Source organism: Bradyrhizobium sp. 33ap4 (assembly GCF_032654765.1).
Classification (GTDB): Bacteria; Pseudomonadota; Alphaproteobacteria; order Rhizobiales; family Xanthobacteraceae; genus Bradyrhizobium; species Bradyrhizobium australafricanum.
Window position 1 is genome coordinate 170,954 of the sequence record NZ_JAUMTJ010000004.1, and the last position, 15,064, is coordinate 186,017.

The following is a 15,064-nucleotide window of genomic DNA, read 5'->3' on the forward strand; positions in this document are numbered from 1 at the left end:
ACCGGCTCGCTGTCGAGCTTCGGTCAGGCATCGGCATGTCCATTTTGAATGGATCGATCGCAAAGAGACGCCATGATCGCCATCGTGGCGGTCCCTTGCATTTTGCTTTTCCAAGGAGACGGCTCGATGGAGTACGACGCCTTCACCGACGCGAGCCTTAAGATGATGTACGAGGCTGTTCGCGGCGCGCTCGAAGCCGACGATGAGTTCGAGGCAAACGGTGAAGATCCAAAATTCCGGGTCCGGTCGACGGCCGAATGGAAGCGGCATGCCAGCAATCTTGAGGCCGAGATTCTGAAACGGGGGCTCCAGATCGACATCATCGACTGGACGCGCGGTCAGAGCGAGCTACCGCTCTAAAGCCATCAGGGGTCCGCGTGAACGCGACGAAGAACACGCGCCCTCGTCCGGATTGGTGCCGGCAACGCTCGCCGTTGATCAAACCGGGCCGTGCGATCCAGGTGGCACCATGTACAGGGTCATGGCGAAAATCACATAGATGAGCACGAGCAAGGCGCCGATAAACCATGCCGACCGTCCGCTGTTGGTGATGAAGCAGGACGTCACGGAGGCGATCATGACCATCGTCACGGCGCCCGGCCAGAACTGCAAATCCATCGGCTTCGGACCGACGACGTAGCTCAGAAGCACCAGTGCCGGCGCGACAAACAAGGCGATTTGAGACGCGCTGCCGAGCGCGATGCTGACGCTCATATCGAGACGGTTCTTGCGCGCCGCAGAAAACGCGACCGCCATTTCTGCCGCGGCGCCGACCAGCGCGACGATGATGAAACCGACGAACGCCGGGCTCAATCCCAGCGTCTCGCCCGCTTTCTGCACCGAGCTAACGAATATTTCGCTGACCAGTGCAACCAGCACCGTGACGACGAGAAGGGTGCCTAACGCAAGTCCGATCGGCCAGCCGGCGCCGCCGGTTTCGCCATGCTCCTCGCTTGCGAACAGCTCCTTGTGTGTCTTGAGCGAGAACAGCAAGCCGAGCCCATAGGCGCATATCAGCAGCACAGCGAGGCCCGTACTGAGAGCCAGCGCCATGGCATCGCCGCGCGCCGGATCGAGGTCGGCAACAGCCGAGGGCGCAAGCAACGCAATCGTGGCCATCAGCAGCAGCGCTGCGTACATCCTCCCGCCGGCCCGATTATACTCCTGAACGTGATGGCGGAGCCCACCGAGCAGGAACGATGCGCCGAGCATGAAGAGTGAATTGGTGACGATCGCACCAGCGATCGATGCCTTGACCAGCATGTACTCTCCGGCATGCAGCGCAGCGATCGCGATGATCAGCTCGGTCAGATTGCCCAAAGTTGCGTTGAGCAGGCCTCCGACTGCGTCACCGGTTTTCTCTGCGACGCTCTCAGTCGCGTGGCTGAGAAGGGCGGCCAACGGCACGATGGCCAGGACGGCGAGCACAAACAGGGCGGTGTGGGCGGACGGAGCTGCCGTCTCGACCGCCAGCACGATCGGTACGAAGACCAGCATCCAGAGCAGTGGATTATGTCGAATTTCCTTGAGCAGAAGGTGCATGGGACCGCCCGGTCGGTGGGAGTTGGACAGCAATTTCTGAACACCATGGACCGCCCGCGCTTGATCTAGCTCAACCCGCAAACAGCCGACGTCGCTCGGTATTTTGCGAACGGTCAGAAGAGCGTTCCTGCCTCCGGCTCCCTGCCCCTTTGACCTAGATCAACCGGCAGCCGATCCGGCTATGTTTTCCTTCTCGGGACGTCCAAGAAAAGCAGCTCAGGAGTTTGCAATGACGAGGAACGCAGCCGCCGCAGCGATTGCACTTTTGATGACAACCTCGTCTCTCGCCATCGCAGCAGAGACATCCCCGACTGTCGGCGTTGCGCCACCCAGCGCCGCCGACCTGAAGAGCCTGACCGACATGCGCGTCGGCATCGTCAAGGCCGCCTTGCAGCTGACTCCGGATCAGGAGAAGTACTGGCCGGCCATCGAGGATGCGATCCGCACCAGAGCGAAAAATCGGCAGGCTCGGTTGGAGCGCATTGCCGAATTGCACGAAAACGGACCGATGGACGGAATGCATGAAGGCAATCCGGTCGAATTCATGCAGCGCAGGGCGGATCGGCTGATTCAGCGCGGGACCGACCTCAAGAAGCTCGCCGATGCCTGGGAGCCGCTCTACAAGACATTGAGCGATGATCAGAAGAGAAGGATGGCGTTCGTGTCGTTCGCTGTCATGCGTAGCGTGCGAAATGCGATCGAGCAGCGCGGCGGTCCGGAAGACGAGGACGAGTAAAGCCAAACGGGCGCAGGCGTCTACGTTGCGGGGCGATTCCATGTCGCGGCGCGCATCGCCGCTTCGCCAGAGGCAGCGCCGCGTTCATCAACCGGCGGTCATTCCGGCGGCGGAAAGCGATCGAAGGTCGGCAGCTCGTGTGCATCCTCCATCCAGCGCAGCCGCTCCGCGACCTGGATATGCATCGTGGCCGGCACCGCGTCGGGATCGTCATAGGTGCCGCTCTGGATGTCGATGAACCCGGGCAGCATGTTGCCGTTGGTATAGAAAAGTCCGCTGCCGCAGTTCGCGCAGAAGTGCCGCCGGCCGTGCTCCGAGGATCGGTAGATCCTGGGCTGCCCCTTGGTCACCTTGACCATGTCCTCGGCCACCATGACCCAGCCAACCATCGGCGCGCCAGCGTGGCGCCGGCAATCGGTGCAGTGACACAAAGCATGGACGACCGGTTCGCCGGTCACCTCGTAACGGATCTCGCCGCAGTGACAGCCGCCGGTGACGTCAGCCATGTTTTCCTCCGCTCGATCAGTGGTTTGCCGGGTCGATAACGCCGCAAGCAGCAACGCTTCAATTGCGCATCTTGCCCTTGCGTCGAGCTGTCGCGCGGTCCCCTGCGCCCACCGATCATGCAGACCGGCGTCGTACCTCACGAAATCGTCATCCCTGCCCTCGGCCCCGCCAAAGCGTCGGGAATAAAGCCCCGGCCCCGCCGATCATCTCCCCGGAAACCCAATCCCTGGGCCCACGGGAGACTTGCCATGAGCGGACACGATCACGACCATCGCGATGAGGAAAAAGGCGTTAGCCGACGCAAGGTGCTGGAATGCATGACCTGGGCCGGCACCGGCGTGCTGTGGACCGTCACCGGCGGCGTGCCGCATTCGCTCGGCATCGTCGGCTCGGCCGCGGCTGCGGAAGCTGCGCCCGGCATGACCTTCATGCAGATCAGCGACAGCCATGTCGGCTTCGACAAGCCGGCCAACCCGAACGCCATCGGCACGCTGGAAGAGGCCATCAACAAGGTCCGGGCGATGCCGGTCAAGCCGTCCTTCATGATCCACACCGGCGACATCACGCATCTGTCGAAGGCGTCCGAATTCGATGACGCCGATCGCATCATCTCGCAGGCCAAGCTCGACGTGCACTACGTGCCGGGCGAGCACGACTTCATCGACGAGGAGGTCAAGCTCTACAAGGAGCGCTACGGCCGCGGCACCAAGGGTCCGGGCTACTATTCGTTCGATGCCGGCGGCGTGCATTTCATCGGCCTCGTCAACGTCGTCGACCTCAAGGGCGGCGGCCTCGGCAATCTCGGCAACGAGCAGCTCGAATGGCTGGAGAACGACCTCAAGGGCCGCTCGAAGTCGACGCCGATCGTGCTGTTCGCCCACATCCCGCTGTGGACGGTCTATCCGCAATGGGGCTGGGGCACCGAGGACGGCGCCCGCGCGCTGGAATACGTCAAGGGCTTCGGCTCGGTCACGGTGCTCAACGGCCACATCCACCAGGTAATGCAGAAGGTCGAGGGCAACGTCACCTTCCACACCGCGCGTTCGACCGCCTTCCCGCAGCCGTCGCCGGGCTCCGCCCCCTCGCCCGGCCCGATGAAGGTGGAGGATGCCAAGCTGCGCAGCATGCTCGGCGTCGCCAGCATCAACTTCAAGCAGAACAGCCAGCCGCTGGCGATCATCGACACGCCGCTGCAAGGCTGAGGGACAAGACCGATGAGTTCGATCAATCGACGCGACTTCGGGATCGCCGTGGTCGCGACCATGCTGCTGCCGGTCACGGCGGCCCGCGCCGAAGATACCGCGGTTCACATCGACAACTTCTCGTTCACCCCGCCCCAGCTCGAGGTGAAGGCCGGCACGACAGTGACCTGGACCAACCGCGACGACATCCCGCACACCGTGGTGTGCGCGGGCAAATTCCGCTCCAAGACCATGGATACCGACGGCACCTTCTCGTTCACCTTCACGGAGCCCGGCGAGTACAAGTATTTCTGCTCGCTGCATCCGCACATGACAGGCAGTGTCAAGGTTGGGTAACGTGACAACCCATACAATCACAACCATGCCCGGCCGGTGGCCCTCCGCCCCCGGCCGGGCACGCGCCGTCTCTCGACATGCCGGACAGGACACGATGGTTGTCAACGCGTCGCAAGACGATCCCGAAAAGGCGCGGCGCTTCCGCGAGGCCGCGCTGCCGTACCTTGACGACGCCTATACGCTGGCCCGCTATCTGCTGCGCGACGCCGCCGACGCCGAGGATGCGGTGCAGGAATGCTATCTGCGCGCCTACAAGCATTTCGACAGCTACCGCGGACCTGCGATGAAGCCGTGGCTGTTCGCGATCCTGCGCAATGTCTGCCGGGCCGAATATGCAAGGCGCAAGACCGCCCCGACCGCGGTCGAGGAGTTGCCCGAAGGCGGCGAGCAGACCCCGCTGTGGAATGAAGCCCCGGAGACCCCGGAAAAGCAGCTGCTGCGCCGCTTCGACGGCGAAACCGTGCGCAAGCTGGTCGCGGCGCTTGCCGAGCCGTTCCGCGAGACCTTCGTGCTCAGGGAAATCCAGAATCTTTCATACCGCGAGATCGCCGATGTCGCCGCCGTGCCGGTCGGCACCGTGATGTCCCGCCTCGCGCGTGCCCGAGCCATGCTGCGATCGGCCTGGCTTGCGGAACAGGAGCAAGCGAAATGACCTGCGAGGAAGCCGAAGTGCTGATCCACGCGCTGATCGACGGCGAACTCGACGCCGGCCATGCGCGCGAAGTGGAAGTCCATGTCGAGGGGTGCGCGCATTGTGCCGCGCTCATGAAGGAGTATCAGGAGATCCGCCAGGCGATCGCCGAGAGCGATTTGCGCTACAAGGCGCCGCTCGAGCTGCGCCGCAAGATCGAGAAGTCACTGCCGCAACCGCAAGCGCAGGCGGCGCCGACCCGGCGCTCGGTGCTGCGCGGCTTCGCGCTGGGCTCCGCGGTGTCGGCGATGGCAGCGACCGGCCTTGTCGCGATCGTGCTGCGCAACGATGACGAGCAGCGCATCGAGAACGAGGTGGTGTCGGCGCATCTGCGTTCGCTGCAGGCCGGCCACCTCACCGACGTGATCTCGACGGATCAGCATACGGTCAAGCCCTGGTTCAACGGCAAGCTTGACGTCTCGCCGCCGGTGATCGATCTCACCGCGCAGGGCTTTACCCTGATCGGCGGCCGGCTCGACTACGTCAACGCCCGCGAGATCGGCGCCGTGGTCTACAAGCGGCGCCAGCACGTCATCAACCTGTTCGTGGCGCAGACAGCGAACACCGAACGCAAGGCGGCGAAGATCTCGACACTGCAGGGCTTCAACATCCGCCGCTGGAGCGACCGCGGCCTGAACTACTGGGCGGTCAGCGATCTCGGCGCCGACGAGCTCTCCGAGTTCGGCGACAAGTTCGAGGGCGCAATGCGCGCCAACAAGGAGGGGTGAAATCTTGTAGCCCGGATGGAGCGAAGCGCAATCCGGGAACGGTCTTGCCAGTTGCGAGAATCCCGGATTTCGCTTCGCTCCATCCGGGCTACAGGTTCGAAACTACGCCGACTTGCGCACCGCGTTGTCGACCAGCGTCTTGCCGAGCGACCAGATCGCGCCGGGCACCTTGTGGCTGCCGGCGATCACGTCGTCGAACGACTTCTCGATCCAGGTGCAGTCCTCTTCGGTGATCATGAGCGGCGGCAGCAGTTTGATGGTGTGGAGGCCGTGGCCCGCGACCTGGGTCAGGATCTTGTGATCCTTGAACAGCGGCACCGTGATCAGCTGGCAGAACAGGCCCTTGTTGGCGGTCTCCAGCAGATTCCACGACGCCTTGAGCCGCAGCGATTTCGGCGGGCCGAACTCGACGCCGATCATCAGGCCTTTGCCGCGAACTTCCTTCATCAGTTCATAGCCAGGCACCATGCGCGTCAGCGCAAGACGGAGCTCGGCGCCGCGCTTGGCGGCGTTCTCGACGAGCTTCTCGGCCTTGATGACGTCGAGCGTGGCAATGCCGGCGGCCATCGCGAGATCGTTCTTGGCGAAGGTCGAGCCATGCACGACCGCGCGGTCCATCTGGTTGAAGATCTTGTCGAAGATGTTCTTGCGCGTCAGCAGCGCGCCGATCGGCACGTGACCGCCGGACAGCGCCTTCGCCAGCAGCACCATGTCGGGCTCGATGCCCCAATGCTCGATCGCGAGGAATTTTCCGGTGCGGCCGATGCCGGTCTGGATCTCGTCGGCGATGAACAGCGTGCCGTATTTGCGGCACAGCGCCAGCGCGCCGGGCAGGAACTCGTCGGTGGGCATGTTGACGCCCTTGCCCTGGATCGGCTCGACGATGAAGGCGCCGACCTGGCGCGACGACAGCGCCTTCTCCAGCGCTTCGAGATCGTTGAAGGGAATCGGAGTGCAGCCCGGCAGCAGCGGCTCGAATCCGCCGCGGAAATTCGAATCATCCGTCAGCGACAGCGCGCCGTAGGACAGGCCGTGGAACGAATGCCCGCAATAGACGATACCGGGGCGGCCGGTCGCGCCACGCGCGAATTTGATCGCGGCTTCGACGGTTTCGGCGCCGGAATTGGCGAAAAACACCTTGTCCAGATATGGAACATGTTCCAGAAGACGTTCAGCGAGCACGCCGGCGAGCGTCGAGACATCGAGCTGCACGAGATTGGGCAGATCGGCGTCGAGCACGCTCTTCAGCGCCTGGCGCAGGGCCGGATGATTGCGGCCAATCGCAAAAACGCCAAATCCGCTCAATAGATCAAGGTAACGAGCCCCCTGACGATCGAAGAGGTATTGGCCTTGCCCCTTCTGGAAGCCGACGTCGTAGCCGATGGTCTTGAGAACGCGAACGAGCTGCTCGTTGAGGTGACGCGTGTGCATGGCACCGCGCTGCCCCTCGCGCTCCACAAAAATCTCGGAAACGTCTAAATTGGAACTTACCATTCGTTACATACGTCGGTTGATGGCCATCTCGTCAACTTAAAACGCTCGCTAGCGGCGTTTTGACCCCCGCTCGGATCGTCCAGTCAAGCACAGGTTTGGACCATGTTGCACTGCCCAAGAACTTTCGCGCGTACAATAGCCTTTTCAGGTTTATTTTTGGCCACCGTATTATCACCGGCACTTGCAGCGGACCCGACCGGCGACTGGAAGGTCGCTGACGGTGTCGCCACCATCCGCGTCGCCCAGTGTAATGGCAACATGTGGGGTGCGGTGTCTTGGGAAAAAACCCCAGGCGGCAAGGATAAGAACAATCCTGATCCTGCGAAGCAGAGCAGGCCGACGCTCGGCATGCCGATCCTGATCGACATGAAGAAGAAGGCCGGCGCGGATGCGTGGGAAGGTCAGGTCTACAACGCCAAGGACGGACAGCTCTACAGCTCGACCATCAAGCCCGTCGGCACCGATCAGCTCGAGATCCAGGGCTGCGTGCTCGGCTTCTTGTGCGGCGGCGAGACCTGGACCCGCGTCGGTCCGCCGATTCCGGTGAGCGCCGCCGGCAGCCCGGCGGCGAAGGGCACCCAGCCCAAGTCAACAGCACCGCAGAAAACCACCGGTGCCGTGGCGCCGGCCACCAAGCCGGGGCAAAAGCAGGCCCCGGGCAATGCCAATGCGCAGGCTGACGCCGTGGGCGATATCTGCCTGCTCCCCGACATCGCGCGACCGACGCATTAGCGGAAACCTGCGGGAACACCGTCCGCTGACATCGCGGCTCGGCGGCGCCTGCCGCCAAGCCGGTTCGACAGCGAATCGCCAACGCGTCAGGTGACGTCGTTGGCGATGTCCTCCTCCTTGACCTCGCGCGGCTTGCCCATCAGCGCCGGCTGGAACAGCAACACCGCCGCGAGCGTGGTGACCAGCGAGAGCGCCAGCAGCTTGCCCATGCTGGCGGTGCCGGGATGGCTCGACAGCCACAGGCTGCCGAACGCGGTCGCCGTGGTCAGCGCGCTGAAAAAGATCGCGCGTGTCAGGCTCGACTGCAGCAGATTCGTCCTGCCCTGGCGCCACGCCGTGACATAGTAGATCTTGAACGCCACGCCGACGCCGAGCAGCAGCGGCAGCGCGACGATGTTGGCGAAGTTGAGCGGCAGCCCGATCAAGACGCAAATCTCCAGCGTGACGATGCCGGCGACGAGGAGCGGCACCAGCGTCATCAGCACGTCGACGACGCGGCGCAGCGTGAGCCACAGCAGCAGGCTGATCGTGACCAGCGCCAGAATGCCGGCGTGGATGAACGCCTTCACGATGACGTCGCCCGACTTCAGGATCGAGACCGGTCCGCCGATCGCGGTCGGCTCGGCGGCGAGCACGGCGTCGGCAAAGCGGCGCAGATTGTCGTTGTCGTTCGGATCGCCCTTCGGCTCCACCTCGACACGCATCAGGCCGTCCTTGGTCTTCCAGCTGGCGACGAGTTCCGGCGGCAGGTTCTGCAGCGTGACGGTCTGGGCCTGCAGCGTATTGCGGAGCTGATCGAACACGATCTTCATCGGCGCGACGAATACGTCCTGCGCCTTGTCGCGGGTCGCCTCATTCGCATCGGCGAGCTTCTGCAGCGCGTCGGCGAGCCGGCGCGCGGCCAGCGCACCCGGCCCCTTGCCGTCGCCCGCGGTCTTGCGCAGGCCGTCGACCGAGCTCTTCAGCGACTCGACATTCTCCTGATCCGACGGCGCCGGATCGACCGAATCCGGGTTGAGCGCGGGGCCGAGCGTCTTGGCCGCCTGCGCGATCAGCTTCAGCTTGGCCGGCTGGTCGTCGGGCACGAAGCTGTCGAGCGACATCACGCGCGACACTTCCGGCAGCTTCTCGAGCTTGGCCTCGATCTTCTTGGCGTCGGCTTCCGAGCGCGTCATCACATTGATGGCATTGGCGCCGGTGTTCGGATCCTTCCTCAGGTCGAGGAAGGTCGCGATCGATTCCACCTTGGAATTGCGCAGATTGATCGGGTTGAAGTCGAACTTCATGTAATGGAGCAGCGGCAGGCCCGCGACCGTGACCAGCAGCGTGCCGACGATGATCGGAACGCGATGCTTCTCCAGGAAGTTATCGAGCGGCGCCAGGAAGGCGTAGCCGACCGGCTCCTTCTCGCCGGGCGGATTGAGCAGATCGAGCAGCGCCGGCAGCACCGTGATGCTGGTGACGAACGCCACCAGCATGCCGGCGCCGGCGATCTTGCCGAGCTCCGAGATGCCCTTGTAGTCGGTCGGCAGGAAGCAGAGGAAACCGGCAGCGGTCGCCATCGCGGCGAGCGACAACGGCACCGCCGAGCGGCGCGCCGCGTTTTCCAGCGCCAGCGTCAGATTGTCGTTCTTGAAGCGCTCGGAGCGGTAGCGGACGCTGAACTGGATGCCGAAGTCGACCCCGAGGCCGATGAACAGCACGGCGAAGGCAATCGAGAGCAGGTTCAGCGAGCCGACCATCATCAGGCCGACCGCCGTGGTGATGGCAAGCCCGATGAACAGGTTCACGAACACGGCGAAGATGATCTTGCCGGAATGCAGCGCCATCCAGAGGATGACCAGCACGATCACCACGGTGCCGATGCCGTTGGTGATCGCGCCGTCCTGCACGGTGGCGTATTCCTCGTTGGCGATCGGCACCGGTCCGGTCAGGCGAACGCGCGCGTGATATTCAGTCGGGAATTTCAGATCGGCCGCCGCCTGGCGGATCGCATCGGTCGCGGCCTTGCCCGGCTCCAGCGCCGAATAGTCGATGATCGGCTTGATCTCGATGAAGGCGCGCTTGTCCGAATCGGTCAGCGGCTTGTCGCTGGTGAGCTCGCGCCACGAGAAGGTCGCGTTGCCCTTGGCGAGGACGGTCTCGACCGTCTCGGAGATCAGGTTGAAGGGCGGCGCGGCATTGTCGAGCTTGACCTGCCCGCGCTTGACGCCGGCAAGGCCGGTCTCGAGCGCGCCGGTCAGGCCGCGTATCGAGGGATCGCCGGCCATGATCTCGATCAACGGTGCAGCCGATTCGAGCTGGCCCGCGACCTTGCCGACCTCTTCGGTCGGCAGGAACAAGAGGCCATTCTTCTCGAAGAATTCGCCGGAGCCGAGCGCGGTGATCGCTTCGAAGTTCTTCTTATCGGCCTGCAGCTTCGCGGTGAGCGCCTTCGCGGCCGAGCTGGTCAGCTCCGGCGTCGCTGCCTCGACCACCGCCAGGATCAGCCGCTCGCGATCAAATGCTTCCTCGAACTGGTTGTCGCGCTTGCGCCAATCGAGATCGGGCGAGATCAGCTTGTTGATGTCGGTGTTGATCGAGAAGTTGCGGGCCGTGTAGAAGCCGGCGCCGATCGACAACAGGACAGAGATAATCACAACCGGAAGGGCAAAACGCGTACAGGTTCTAACAACGGAGACGACAATATTTGTCAGCACTTCGTTTCTTTCTAATCTCGGGGAAGCATGGCCGAAAACGCCCGCTCTGTAGCGGAGTTCCCGGGACCGATCTAATGTTGTTTTGGTTATCTTCCTCGACGGGACGGCGAGGAGGTTCCAAACCACAAGAACGGCCACGAATGGCCGGTATAAACCGCATCAGTGGGCGATAAAGTGACGAACAAGTGAGGGAGACGGACGGTCGCAGGGGTCGAAATCCACACCATATTACCTCTAACCCCTCGTCCGTGACCACGTCCCCATCGAACCGCTACCTTTTTGCCACAAATCGCTGTATTTCCATGCGCTTGGGGCGCAGATCCCGTCCAGGAACTGTGATGGCTCGGACATTGCAACTGACGTTGCGACGTCCGACCTGTGGAGTGCGTTGCCGAAAAGGCCGCAGGGCATTGAACGAGATTGGTGCAATTTGCGTAACGGACGTCAGATGGAAGTGTTTCTTGCTCAGCCGCGCGGCTTTTGCGCGGGCGTTGTGCGCGCGATCGAGATCGTCGAACGCGCGCTCGAGAAGTATGGGCCGCCGGTCTATGTCCGCCACGAGATCGTGCATAACAAACACGTCGTCGAGAGCCTGAAGAAGAAGGGCGCGATCTTCGTCGAGGACCTCTCGGAAGTGCCGGCCAAGGCGGTGACCGTCTTCAGTGCCCATGGCGTTGCTAGGAGCGTCGAGGAGGAGGCGGAAGCCCGCGATCTGCCGGTGCTCAATGCCACCTGCCCGCTCGTCACCAAGGTCCACAACCAGGGCAAGCGCTATATCTCGAAGGGCCGCGCCCTGATCCTGATCGGGCACGCCGGCCATCCCGAGGTCGAGGGAACCATGGGCCAGGTTCCGGGGCCGGTCCTGCTGGTCCAGAGTGTCCAGGACGTGGCGGAACTGAGGCTGCCGAGCGATACGCCGGTCGCCTACATCACCCAGACCACCCTGTCCGTGGACGACACCAGGGACATTATCGCGGCCCTTCAGGCAAAATTTACAGATATTCAAGGCCCGGATATCAGGGATATCTGCTATGCGACACAGAACCGCCAATCTGCGGTAAGGGACCTCAGCAAACTGGTTGACGTCATTTTGGTGGTGGGGGCCGCCAACAGTTCCAACTCGAACAGGCTTCGTGAAATCGGCACCGAGGTCGGCGTCGCGAGTTATCTCATTGCCGATGGGAGCGAACTCAATCCGGATTGGCTCAAGGATGCGAAGGCCGTCGGCATTACCGCGGGCGCTTCTGCGCCCGAAGTTTTGGTCGACGATGTGATCGAGGCTCTGCGGCGGATCGGACCGGTGTCGGTCTCGGTCGTTCCGGGCCGAGAAGAGAATATCGAATTCCGGCTGCCAGCCGAACTGACTGCGGGCTGATCTGAACCCACATCCCTTTGATAAGTGCAGAAAGAAATCGTCTAATGGCTATACCGTTCTTCAAGGAAATGCGGATCGGCGGTTATCTGATCAAGCAGAAGCTGCTTGGCCGCAAACGCTATCCGCTCGTGCTGATGCTGGAACCTTTGTTCCGTTGCAACCTCGCCTGCGTCGGCTGCGGCAAGATCGACTATCCCGATGCGATCCTCAATCGCCGCATGACGGCGCAGGAATGCTGGGATGCGGCCGATGAGTGCGGCGCGCCGATGGTGGCGATCCCCGGCGGCGAGCCGCTGATCCACAAGGAAATCGGCGAGATCGTGCGCGGCCTCGTGGCCCGCAAGAAGTTCGTCTCGCTGTGCACCAATGCGCTGCTGCTCGAGAAGAAGCTCGATCTGTTCGAGCCGTCGCCCTATTTGTTCTTCTCGGTGCATCTCGACGGCCTGAAGGATCATCACGACAAGGCGGTGTCGCAGAAGGGCGTGTTCGATCGCGCCGTCTCGGCGATCAAGGCGGCGAAGGCGCGCGGCTTCACGGTCAACGTCAATGCCACAATCTTTGATGGTCATCCGGCCGAGGAGATCGCCAAGTTCCTCGATTTCACCACCGAGCTCGGCGTCGGCGTCTCGATGTCGCCGGGTTACGCCTATGAGCGTGCGCCCGACCAGGAGCACTTCCTCAACCGCACCAAGACCAAGAAGCTGTTCCGCGACGTCTTTGCGCTCGGCAAGGGCAAGAAGTGGAATTTCATGCATTCCGGCCTGTTCCTCGACTTCCTCGCCGGCAACCAGGAATACGAGTGCACGCCCTGGGGCATGCCGGCGCGCAACATCTTCGGCTGGCAGAAGCCCTGCTATCTGCTCGGTGAAGGCTACGCCAAGACCTTCAAGGAGCTGATGGACACCACCGACTGGGACACCTACGGCACCGGCAAGTACGAGAAGTGCGCCGACTGTATGGCCCATTGCGGCTATGAGCCGACCGCGGCGACCGCCGCGATCAACAATCCGCTGAAGGCGATGTGGGTTGCGCTGCGCGGCATCAGGACATCGGGCCCGATGGCGCCCGAGATCGACATGTCGAAGCAGCGTCCGGCGCAGTACATCTTCGCCGAGCAGGTGCAGAAGAAGCTCTCGGAGATCCGCCGCGACGAGGCTGCGGCCGCCGCCGCCAAGCAGCAAGCGAAGGCCTCGACCGCCGCCTGACGCGCGATGTGAGCGAAAGCAGAAACATGAAAGCCCCGGTTCAGCGAACCGGGGCTTTTTTCTTTGGATCAGGATGCCGCATGCTCTTCCGATCTCGTGCGCAGAAGCAATCTCTCGATCTCTGCCGCGCGCGGTGCACTGAGTGTGCCGCGCTCGATCCCGAGCGGGACGTTGCGCAGGGCGAGCTCGCGATACAGCGCGCCGGAGGGAGGAAAGCGCTCATCCAGCGCCCGGAGATGCTTGAGGATCGTTCCGACGTCGCCGCGCGCCACGCAGCCGCCCATGCCGTTGGCGAGGCCACCGTCGAGAACAGCCGCGACCGTCCCCCGCAGCAGCGGCATCATCGCGCGCAACGCGTCGGCCTCGCTGGCGCCAAAGCTCTTCCAGAGCTCGACGCCCTCCTTGAGCAGCGCGATCAGGAACGGACCGACGTAATAGGCCGACGCATGATAGAGCGCCCGCGCACCGGCCGGCAGCGCGAGCGGTTCACACCCGATGCGGGTCGCAAGCAATTCCAGGTCACGCCTGAAGTCGCCCTCTGCCTCGATGCCGACGGTGCATCCGCGCAACCCCTCGAGCGCGACGTCGGGATTGGCAAACATCTGCATCGGATGAAATCCGCCGGTCGCGGCGCCTGCGGATTTCGCATGATCGAGCGCGGCCAGTTCGGTCGCGCCGCTGCAATGAACCACGCGGTGACGCGGCTCCCAGCGCAAGTCGCGGCAGACCGGCAGGATCGCGTCGTCGCTCACGGTCAGGAAAACCATGTCGCAGCGGTCGACGACCTGCTGCGCATCCGTCATCGGCCGCGCCGACGGGATACGGGATCCGAGCCGCTGCGCGGCATCGGCACCGCGGTTGTAGAACGCCGCGACGTTCAGCCCCGCGCAGGCGAAGGCCGGCGCGAGCGTCTGCGCCACGCGGCCGGCGCCGATGAAGCCGATCCGCAACGCCGCCAGCGCCGTGCTCATTGCGCGTAGCTCCCGTCGATGCGGTCGAGCCTGCGCCGTAGCGCCGGCCATTCCAGCAGGCCGTACCCGGCTTGCAGATTTTGCGCCGCTTCATTCAGCACCGGATTGGTGTCGCGCTCATTGTCCAGCGTGATCTCGGTGCCGGCAAAACAGGTCACCGTGTTGCCGATCGCCATCTCGGTCGGCGCATGCAGCGGCCGGCCACAGCCGAGCGCGTCGACCTGGATCCGGCAGGCCTGCTCCAGCCAGTAGATCGCGTTGAACGCCTGCGGAATCGTGTTGCCGCACACCAGGAGGCCATGATTGCGCAACACCAGCAAATTGTTGCGACCGAGATCAGCGACGACCCGGTCGCATTCCTCCCGATCGATCGCCGGCCCCTCGAAATCGTGATAGCCGATCCGACCGTGAAACCGCATCGCCGTCTGCGACAGCGGCAACAGCCCTTCGGCAAGCGTGCTGACGGCGGTGCCTGCCCTGGTGTGGGTATGCAGGACGCACTTCACGTCGGGTCGCGCGCGATGGATCGGGGCATGCAGATAGAAGCCGGCCACGTTGACGTTGTAGCCATGGTCGGGCTGCAGCAGGGTCCGGCCCTCGATGTCGATCTTGACGAGGCTCGACGCGGTGATCTCCTCGTACAGCATGCCATAGGGATTGATCAGATACTGATCGTGATGCCCCGGGACCTGTGCACTGATGTGGTTGTAGATCAGGTCGGTCATTCCGTAGAGCGCGACCAGGCGGTAGCACGCCGCAAGGTCGACGCGGGTTGCCCACTCCTCGTCTCCGACGACGGCCCTGACATCGCTGACGGCACAAACTTCGGTCTGACGCATGACTTGG

At 63.4% G+C, this 15,064-nt stretch carries 15 protein-coding genes; 9 read left to right on the top strand and 6 right to left on the bottom strand.

Annotated elements, in window-relative coordinates; all coding sequences use genetic code 11:
• Positions 1 to 72: 72 nt before the first annotated feature.
• Positions 73 to 360, top strand: a complete 288-nt coding sequence (locus Q2M23_RS04805; RefSeq protein WP_244558960.1) for a hypothetical protein — start codon at positions 73 to 75, stop codon at positions 358 to 360.
• 78 nt (positions 361 to 438) lie between these two features.
• Here the strand turns inward: Q2M23_RS04805 and cax are convergent, their stop codons facing one another.
• Positions 439 to 1,542 carry a calcium/proton exchanger gene (gene cax, locus Q2M23_RS04810; protein WP_316394653.1) on the bottom strand — a complete coding sequence of 368 codons (1,104 nt, stop codon included), beginning with the start codon at positions 1,540 to 1,542 and terminating at the stop codon, positions 439 to 441.
• 181 nt (positions 1,543 to 1,723) lie between these two features.
• Between cax and Q2M23_RS04815 the strand changes: the two genes are divergently transcribed.
• Complete coding sequence (locus Q2M23_RS04815; RefSeq protein ID WP_233475477.1) at positions 1,724 to 2,278, top strand: Spy/CpxP family protein refolding chaperone; 555 nt, start codon at positions 1,724 to 1,726, stop codon at positions 2,276 to 2,278.
• A 98-nt stretch (positions 2,279 to 2,376) separates the two neighbouring features.
• Here the strand turns inward: Q2M23_RS04815 and Q2M23_RS04820 are convergent, their stop codons facing one another.
• On the bottom strand, positions 2,377 to 2,784 hold the full coding sequence (locus tag Q2M23_RS04820; protein WP_253609577.1) for a GFA family protein: 408 nt from the start codon (positions 2,782 to 2,784) through the stop codon (positions 2,377 to 2,379).
• A 249-nt stretch (positions 2,785 to 3,033) separates the two neighbouring features.
• Between Q2M23_RS04820 and Q2M23_RS04825 the strand changes: the two genes are divergently transcribed.
• The 4 genes from Q2M23_RS04825 (at position 3,034) to Q2M23_RS04840 (ending at position 5,742) form a co-directional block, all read left to right on the top strand.
• Positions 3,034 to 3,987, top strand: coding sequence for a metallophosphoesterase family protein (locus Q2M23_RS04825; protein ID WP_253640299.1), 954 nt, complete (start codon positions 3,034 to 3,036; stop codon positions 3,985 to 3,987).
• Between the two features lie 12 nt (positions 3,988 to 3,999).
• Entirely contained in the window at positions 4,000 to 4,323 is a 324-nt protein-coding gene (locus Q2M23_RS04830) for a cupredoxin family copper-binding protein (protein ID WP_229190026.1), read from the top strand.
• A gap of 94 nt (positions 4,324 to 4,417) precedes the next feature.
• Complete coding sequence (locus tag Q2M23_RS04835) at positions 4,418 to 4,975, top strand: sigma-70 family RNA polymerase sigma factor (protein ID WP_018270594.1); 558 nt, start codon at positions 4,418 to 4,420, stop codon at positions 4,973 to 4,975.
• Positions 4,972 to 5,742, top strand: a complete 771-nt coding sequence (locus Q2M23_RS04840) for an anti-sigma factor family protein (protein ID WP_057015688.1) — start codon at positions 4,972 to 4,974, stop codon at positions 5,740 to 5,742. Before Q2M23_RS04835 ends, Q2M23_RS04840 begins: the two co-directional genes overlap by 4 nt.
• Before the next feature lie 102 nt (positions 5,743 to 5,844).
• Here Q2M23_RS04840 and hpnO read toward each other — a convergent pair whose 3' ends face one another.
• Positions 5,845 to 7,236: an aminobacteriohopanetriol synthase HpnO gene (gene hpnO / locus Q2M23_RS04845; protein WP_057015689.1), complete on the bottom strand. Its 1,392-nt coding sequence runs from the start codon at positions 7,234 to 7,236 to the stop codon at positions 5,845 to 5,847.
• Positions 7,237 to 7,338: 102 nt separating this feature from the next.
• On the opposite strand from hpnO, the gene Q2M23_RS04850 reads away from it, so the two are divergent.
• Positions 7,339 to 7,968 (top strand): DUF2147 domain-containing protein, encoded by a 630-nt coding sequence (locus tag Q2M23_RS04850; RefSeq protein ID WP_057015690.1) that lies wholly within the window; start codon positions 7,339 to 7,341, stop codon positions 7,966 to 7,968.
• A gap of 86 nt (positions 7,969 to 8,054) precedes the next feature.
• Here the strand turns inward: Q2M23_RS04850 and Q2M23_RS04855 are convergent, their stop codons facing one another.
• Complete coding sequence (locus Q2M23_RS04855; RefSeq protein WP_057015691.1) at positions 8,055 to 10,667, bottom strand: MMPL family transporter; 2,613 nt, start codon at positions 10,665 to 10,667, stop codon at positions 8,055 to 8,057.
• Positions 10,668 to 11,115: 448 nt separating this feature from the next.
• On the opposite strand from Q2M23_RS04855, the gene ispH reads away from it, so the two are divergent.
• Both ispH and hpnH read left to right on the top strand, forming a co-directional pair.
• The gene (gene ispH / locus Q2M23_RS04860) at positions 11,116 to 12,042 is read left to right on the top strand and encodes a 4-hydroxy-3-methylbut-2-enyl diphosphate reductase (protein ID WP_076833051.1); all 927 of its coding nucleotides are present in this window, start codon (positions 11,116 to 11,118) and stop codon (positions 12,040 to 12,042) included.
• Between the two features lie 44 nt (positions 12,043 to 12,086).
• The gene (gene hpnH, locus Q2M23_RS04865) at positions 12,087 to 13,247 is read left to right on the top strand and encodes an adenosyl-hopene transferase HpnH (protein ID WP_028331712.1); all 1,161 of its coding nucleotides are present in this window, start codon (positions 12,087 to 12,089) and stop codon (positions 13,245 to 13,247) included.
• 68 nt (positions 13,248 to 13,315) lie between these two features.
• Here the strand turns inward: hpnH and Q2M23_RS04870 are convergent, their stop codons facing one another.
• Entirely contained in the window at positions 13,316 to 14,218 is a 903-nt protein-coding gene (locus Q2M23_RS04870; RefSeq protein WP_076833049.1) for a Rossmann-like and DUF2520 domain-containing protein, read from the bottom strand.
• Complete coding sequence (locus Q2M23_RS04875) at positions 14,215 to 15,057, bottom strand: class II aldolase/adducin family protein (protein ID WP_253640301.1); 843 nt, start codon at positions 15,055 to 15,057, stop codon at positions 14,215 to 14,217. The genes Q2M23_RS04870 and Q2M23_RS04875 overlap by 4 nt, the downstream gene beginning before the upstream one ends.
• Positions 15,058 to 15,064: the final 7 nt, after the last annotated feature.

Excerpts from the sequence above, each read along its gene's own strand:
- Q2M23_RS04825 (WP_253640299.1), top strand. The coding sequence starts at position 3,034 with ATGAGCGGACACGATCACGACCATCGCGATGAGGAAAAAGGCGTTAGC.
- Q2M23_RS04815 (WP_233475477.1), top strand. The coding sequence starts at position 1,724 with ATGTTTTCCTTCTCGGGACGTCCAAGAAAAGCAGCTCAGGAGTTTGCA.
- Q2M23_RS04835 (WP_018270594.1), top strand. The coding sequence starts at position 4,418 with ATGGTTGTCAACGCGTCGCAAGACGATCCCGAAAAGGCGCGGCGCTTC.
- hpnO (WP_057015689.1), bottom strand. The coding sequence starts at position 7,236 with ATGGTAAGTTCCAATTTAGACGTTTCCGAGATTTTTGTGGAGCGCGAG.
- cax (WP_316394653.1), bottom strand. The coding sequence starts at position 1,542 with ATGCACCTTCTGCTCAAGGAAATTCGACATAATCCACTGCTCTGGATG.
- Q2M23_RS04875 (WP_253640301.1), bottom strand. The coding sequence starts at position 15,057 with ATGCGTCAGACCGAAGTTTGTGCCGTCAGCGATGTCAGGGCCGTCGTC.
- hpnH (WP_028331712.1), top strand. The coding sequence starts at position 12,087 with ATGGCTATACCGTTCTTCAAGGAAATGCGGATCGGCGGTTATCTGATC.
- Q2M23_RS04820 (WP_253609577.1), bottom strand. The coding sequence starts at position 2,784 with ATGGCTGACGTCACCGGCGGCTGTCACTGCGGCGAGATCCGTTACGAG.
- Q2M23_RS04840 (WP_057015688.1), top strand. The coding sequence starts at position 4,972 with ATGACCTGCGAGGAAGCCGAAGTGCTGATCCACGCGCTGATCGACGGC.
- Q2M23_RS04870 (WP_076833049.1), bottom strand. The coding sequence starts at position 14,218 with ATGAGCACGGCGCTGGCGGCGTTGCGGATCGGCTTCATCGGCGCCGGC.
- Q2M23_RS04850 (WP_057015690.1), top strand. The coding sequence starts at position 7,339 with ATGTTGCACTGCCCAAGAACTTTCGCGCGTACAATAGCCTTTTCAGGT.
- ispH (WP_076833051.1), top strand. The coding sequence starts at position 11,116 with ATGGAAGTGTTTCTTGCTCAGCCGCGCGGCTTTTGCGCGGGCGTTGTG.
- Q2M23_RS04805 (WP_244558960.1), top strand. The coding sequence starts at position 73 with ATGATCGCCATCGTGGCGGTCCCTTGCATTTTGCTTTTCCAAGGAGAC.
- Q2M23_RS04830 (WP_229190026.1), top strand. The coding sequence starts at position 4,000 with ATGAGTTCGATCAATCGACGCGACTTCGGGATCGCCGTGGTCGCGACC.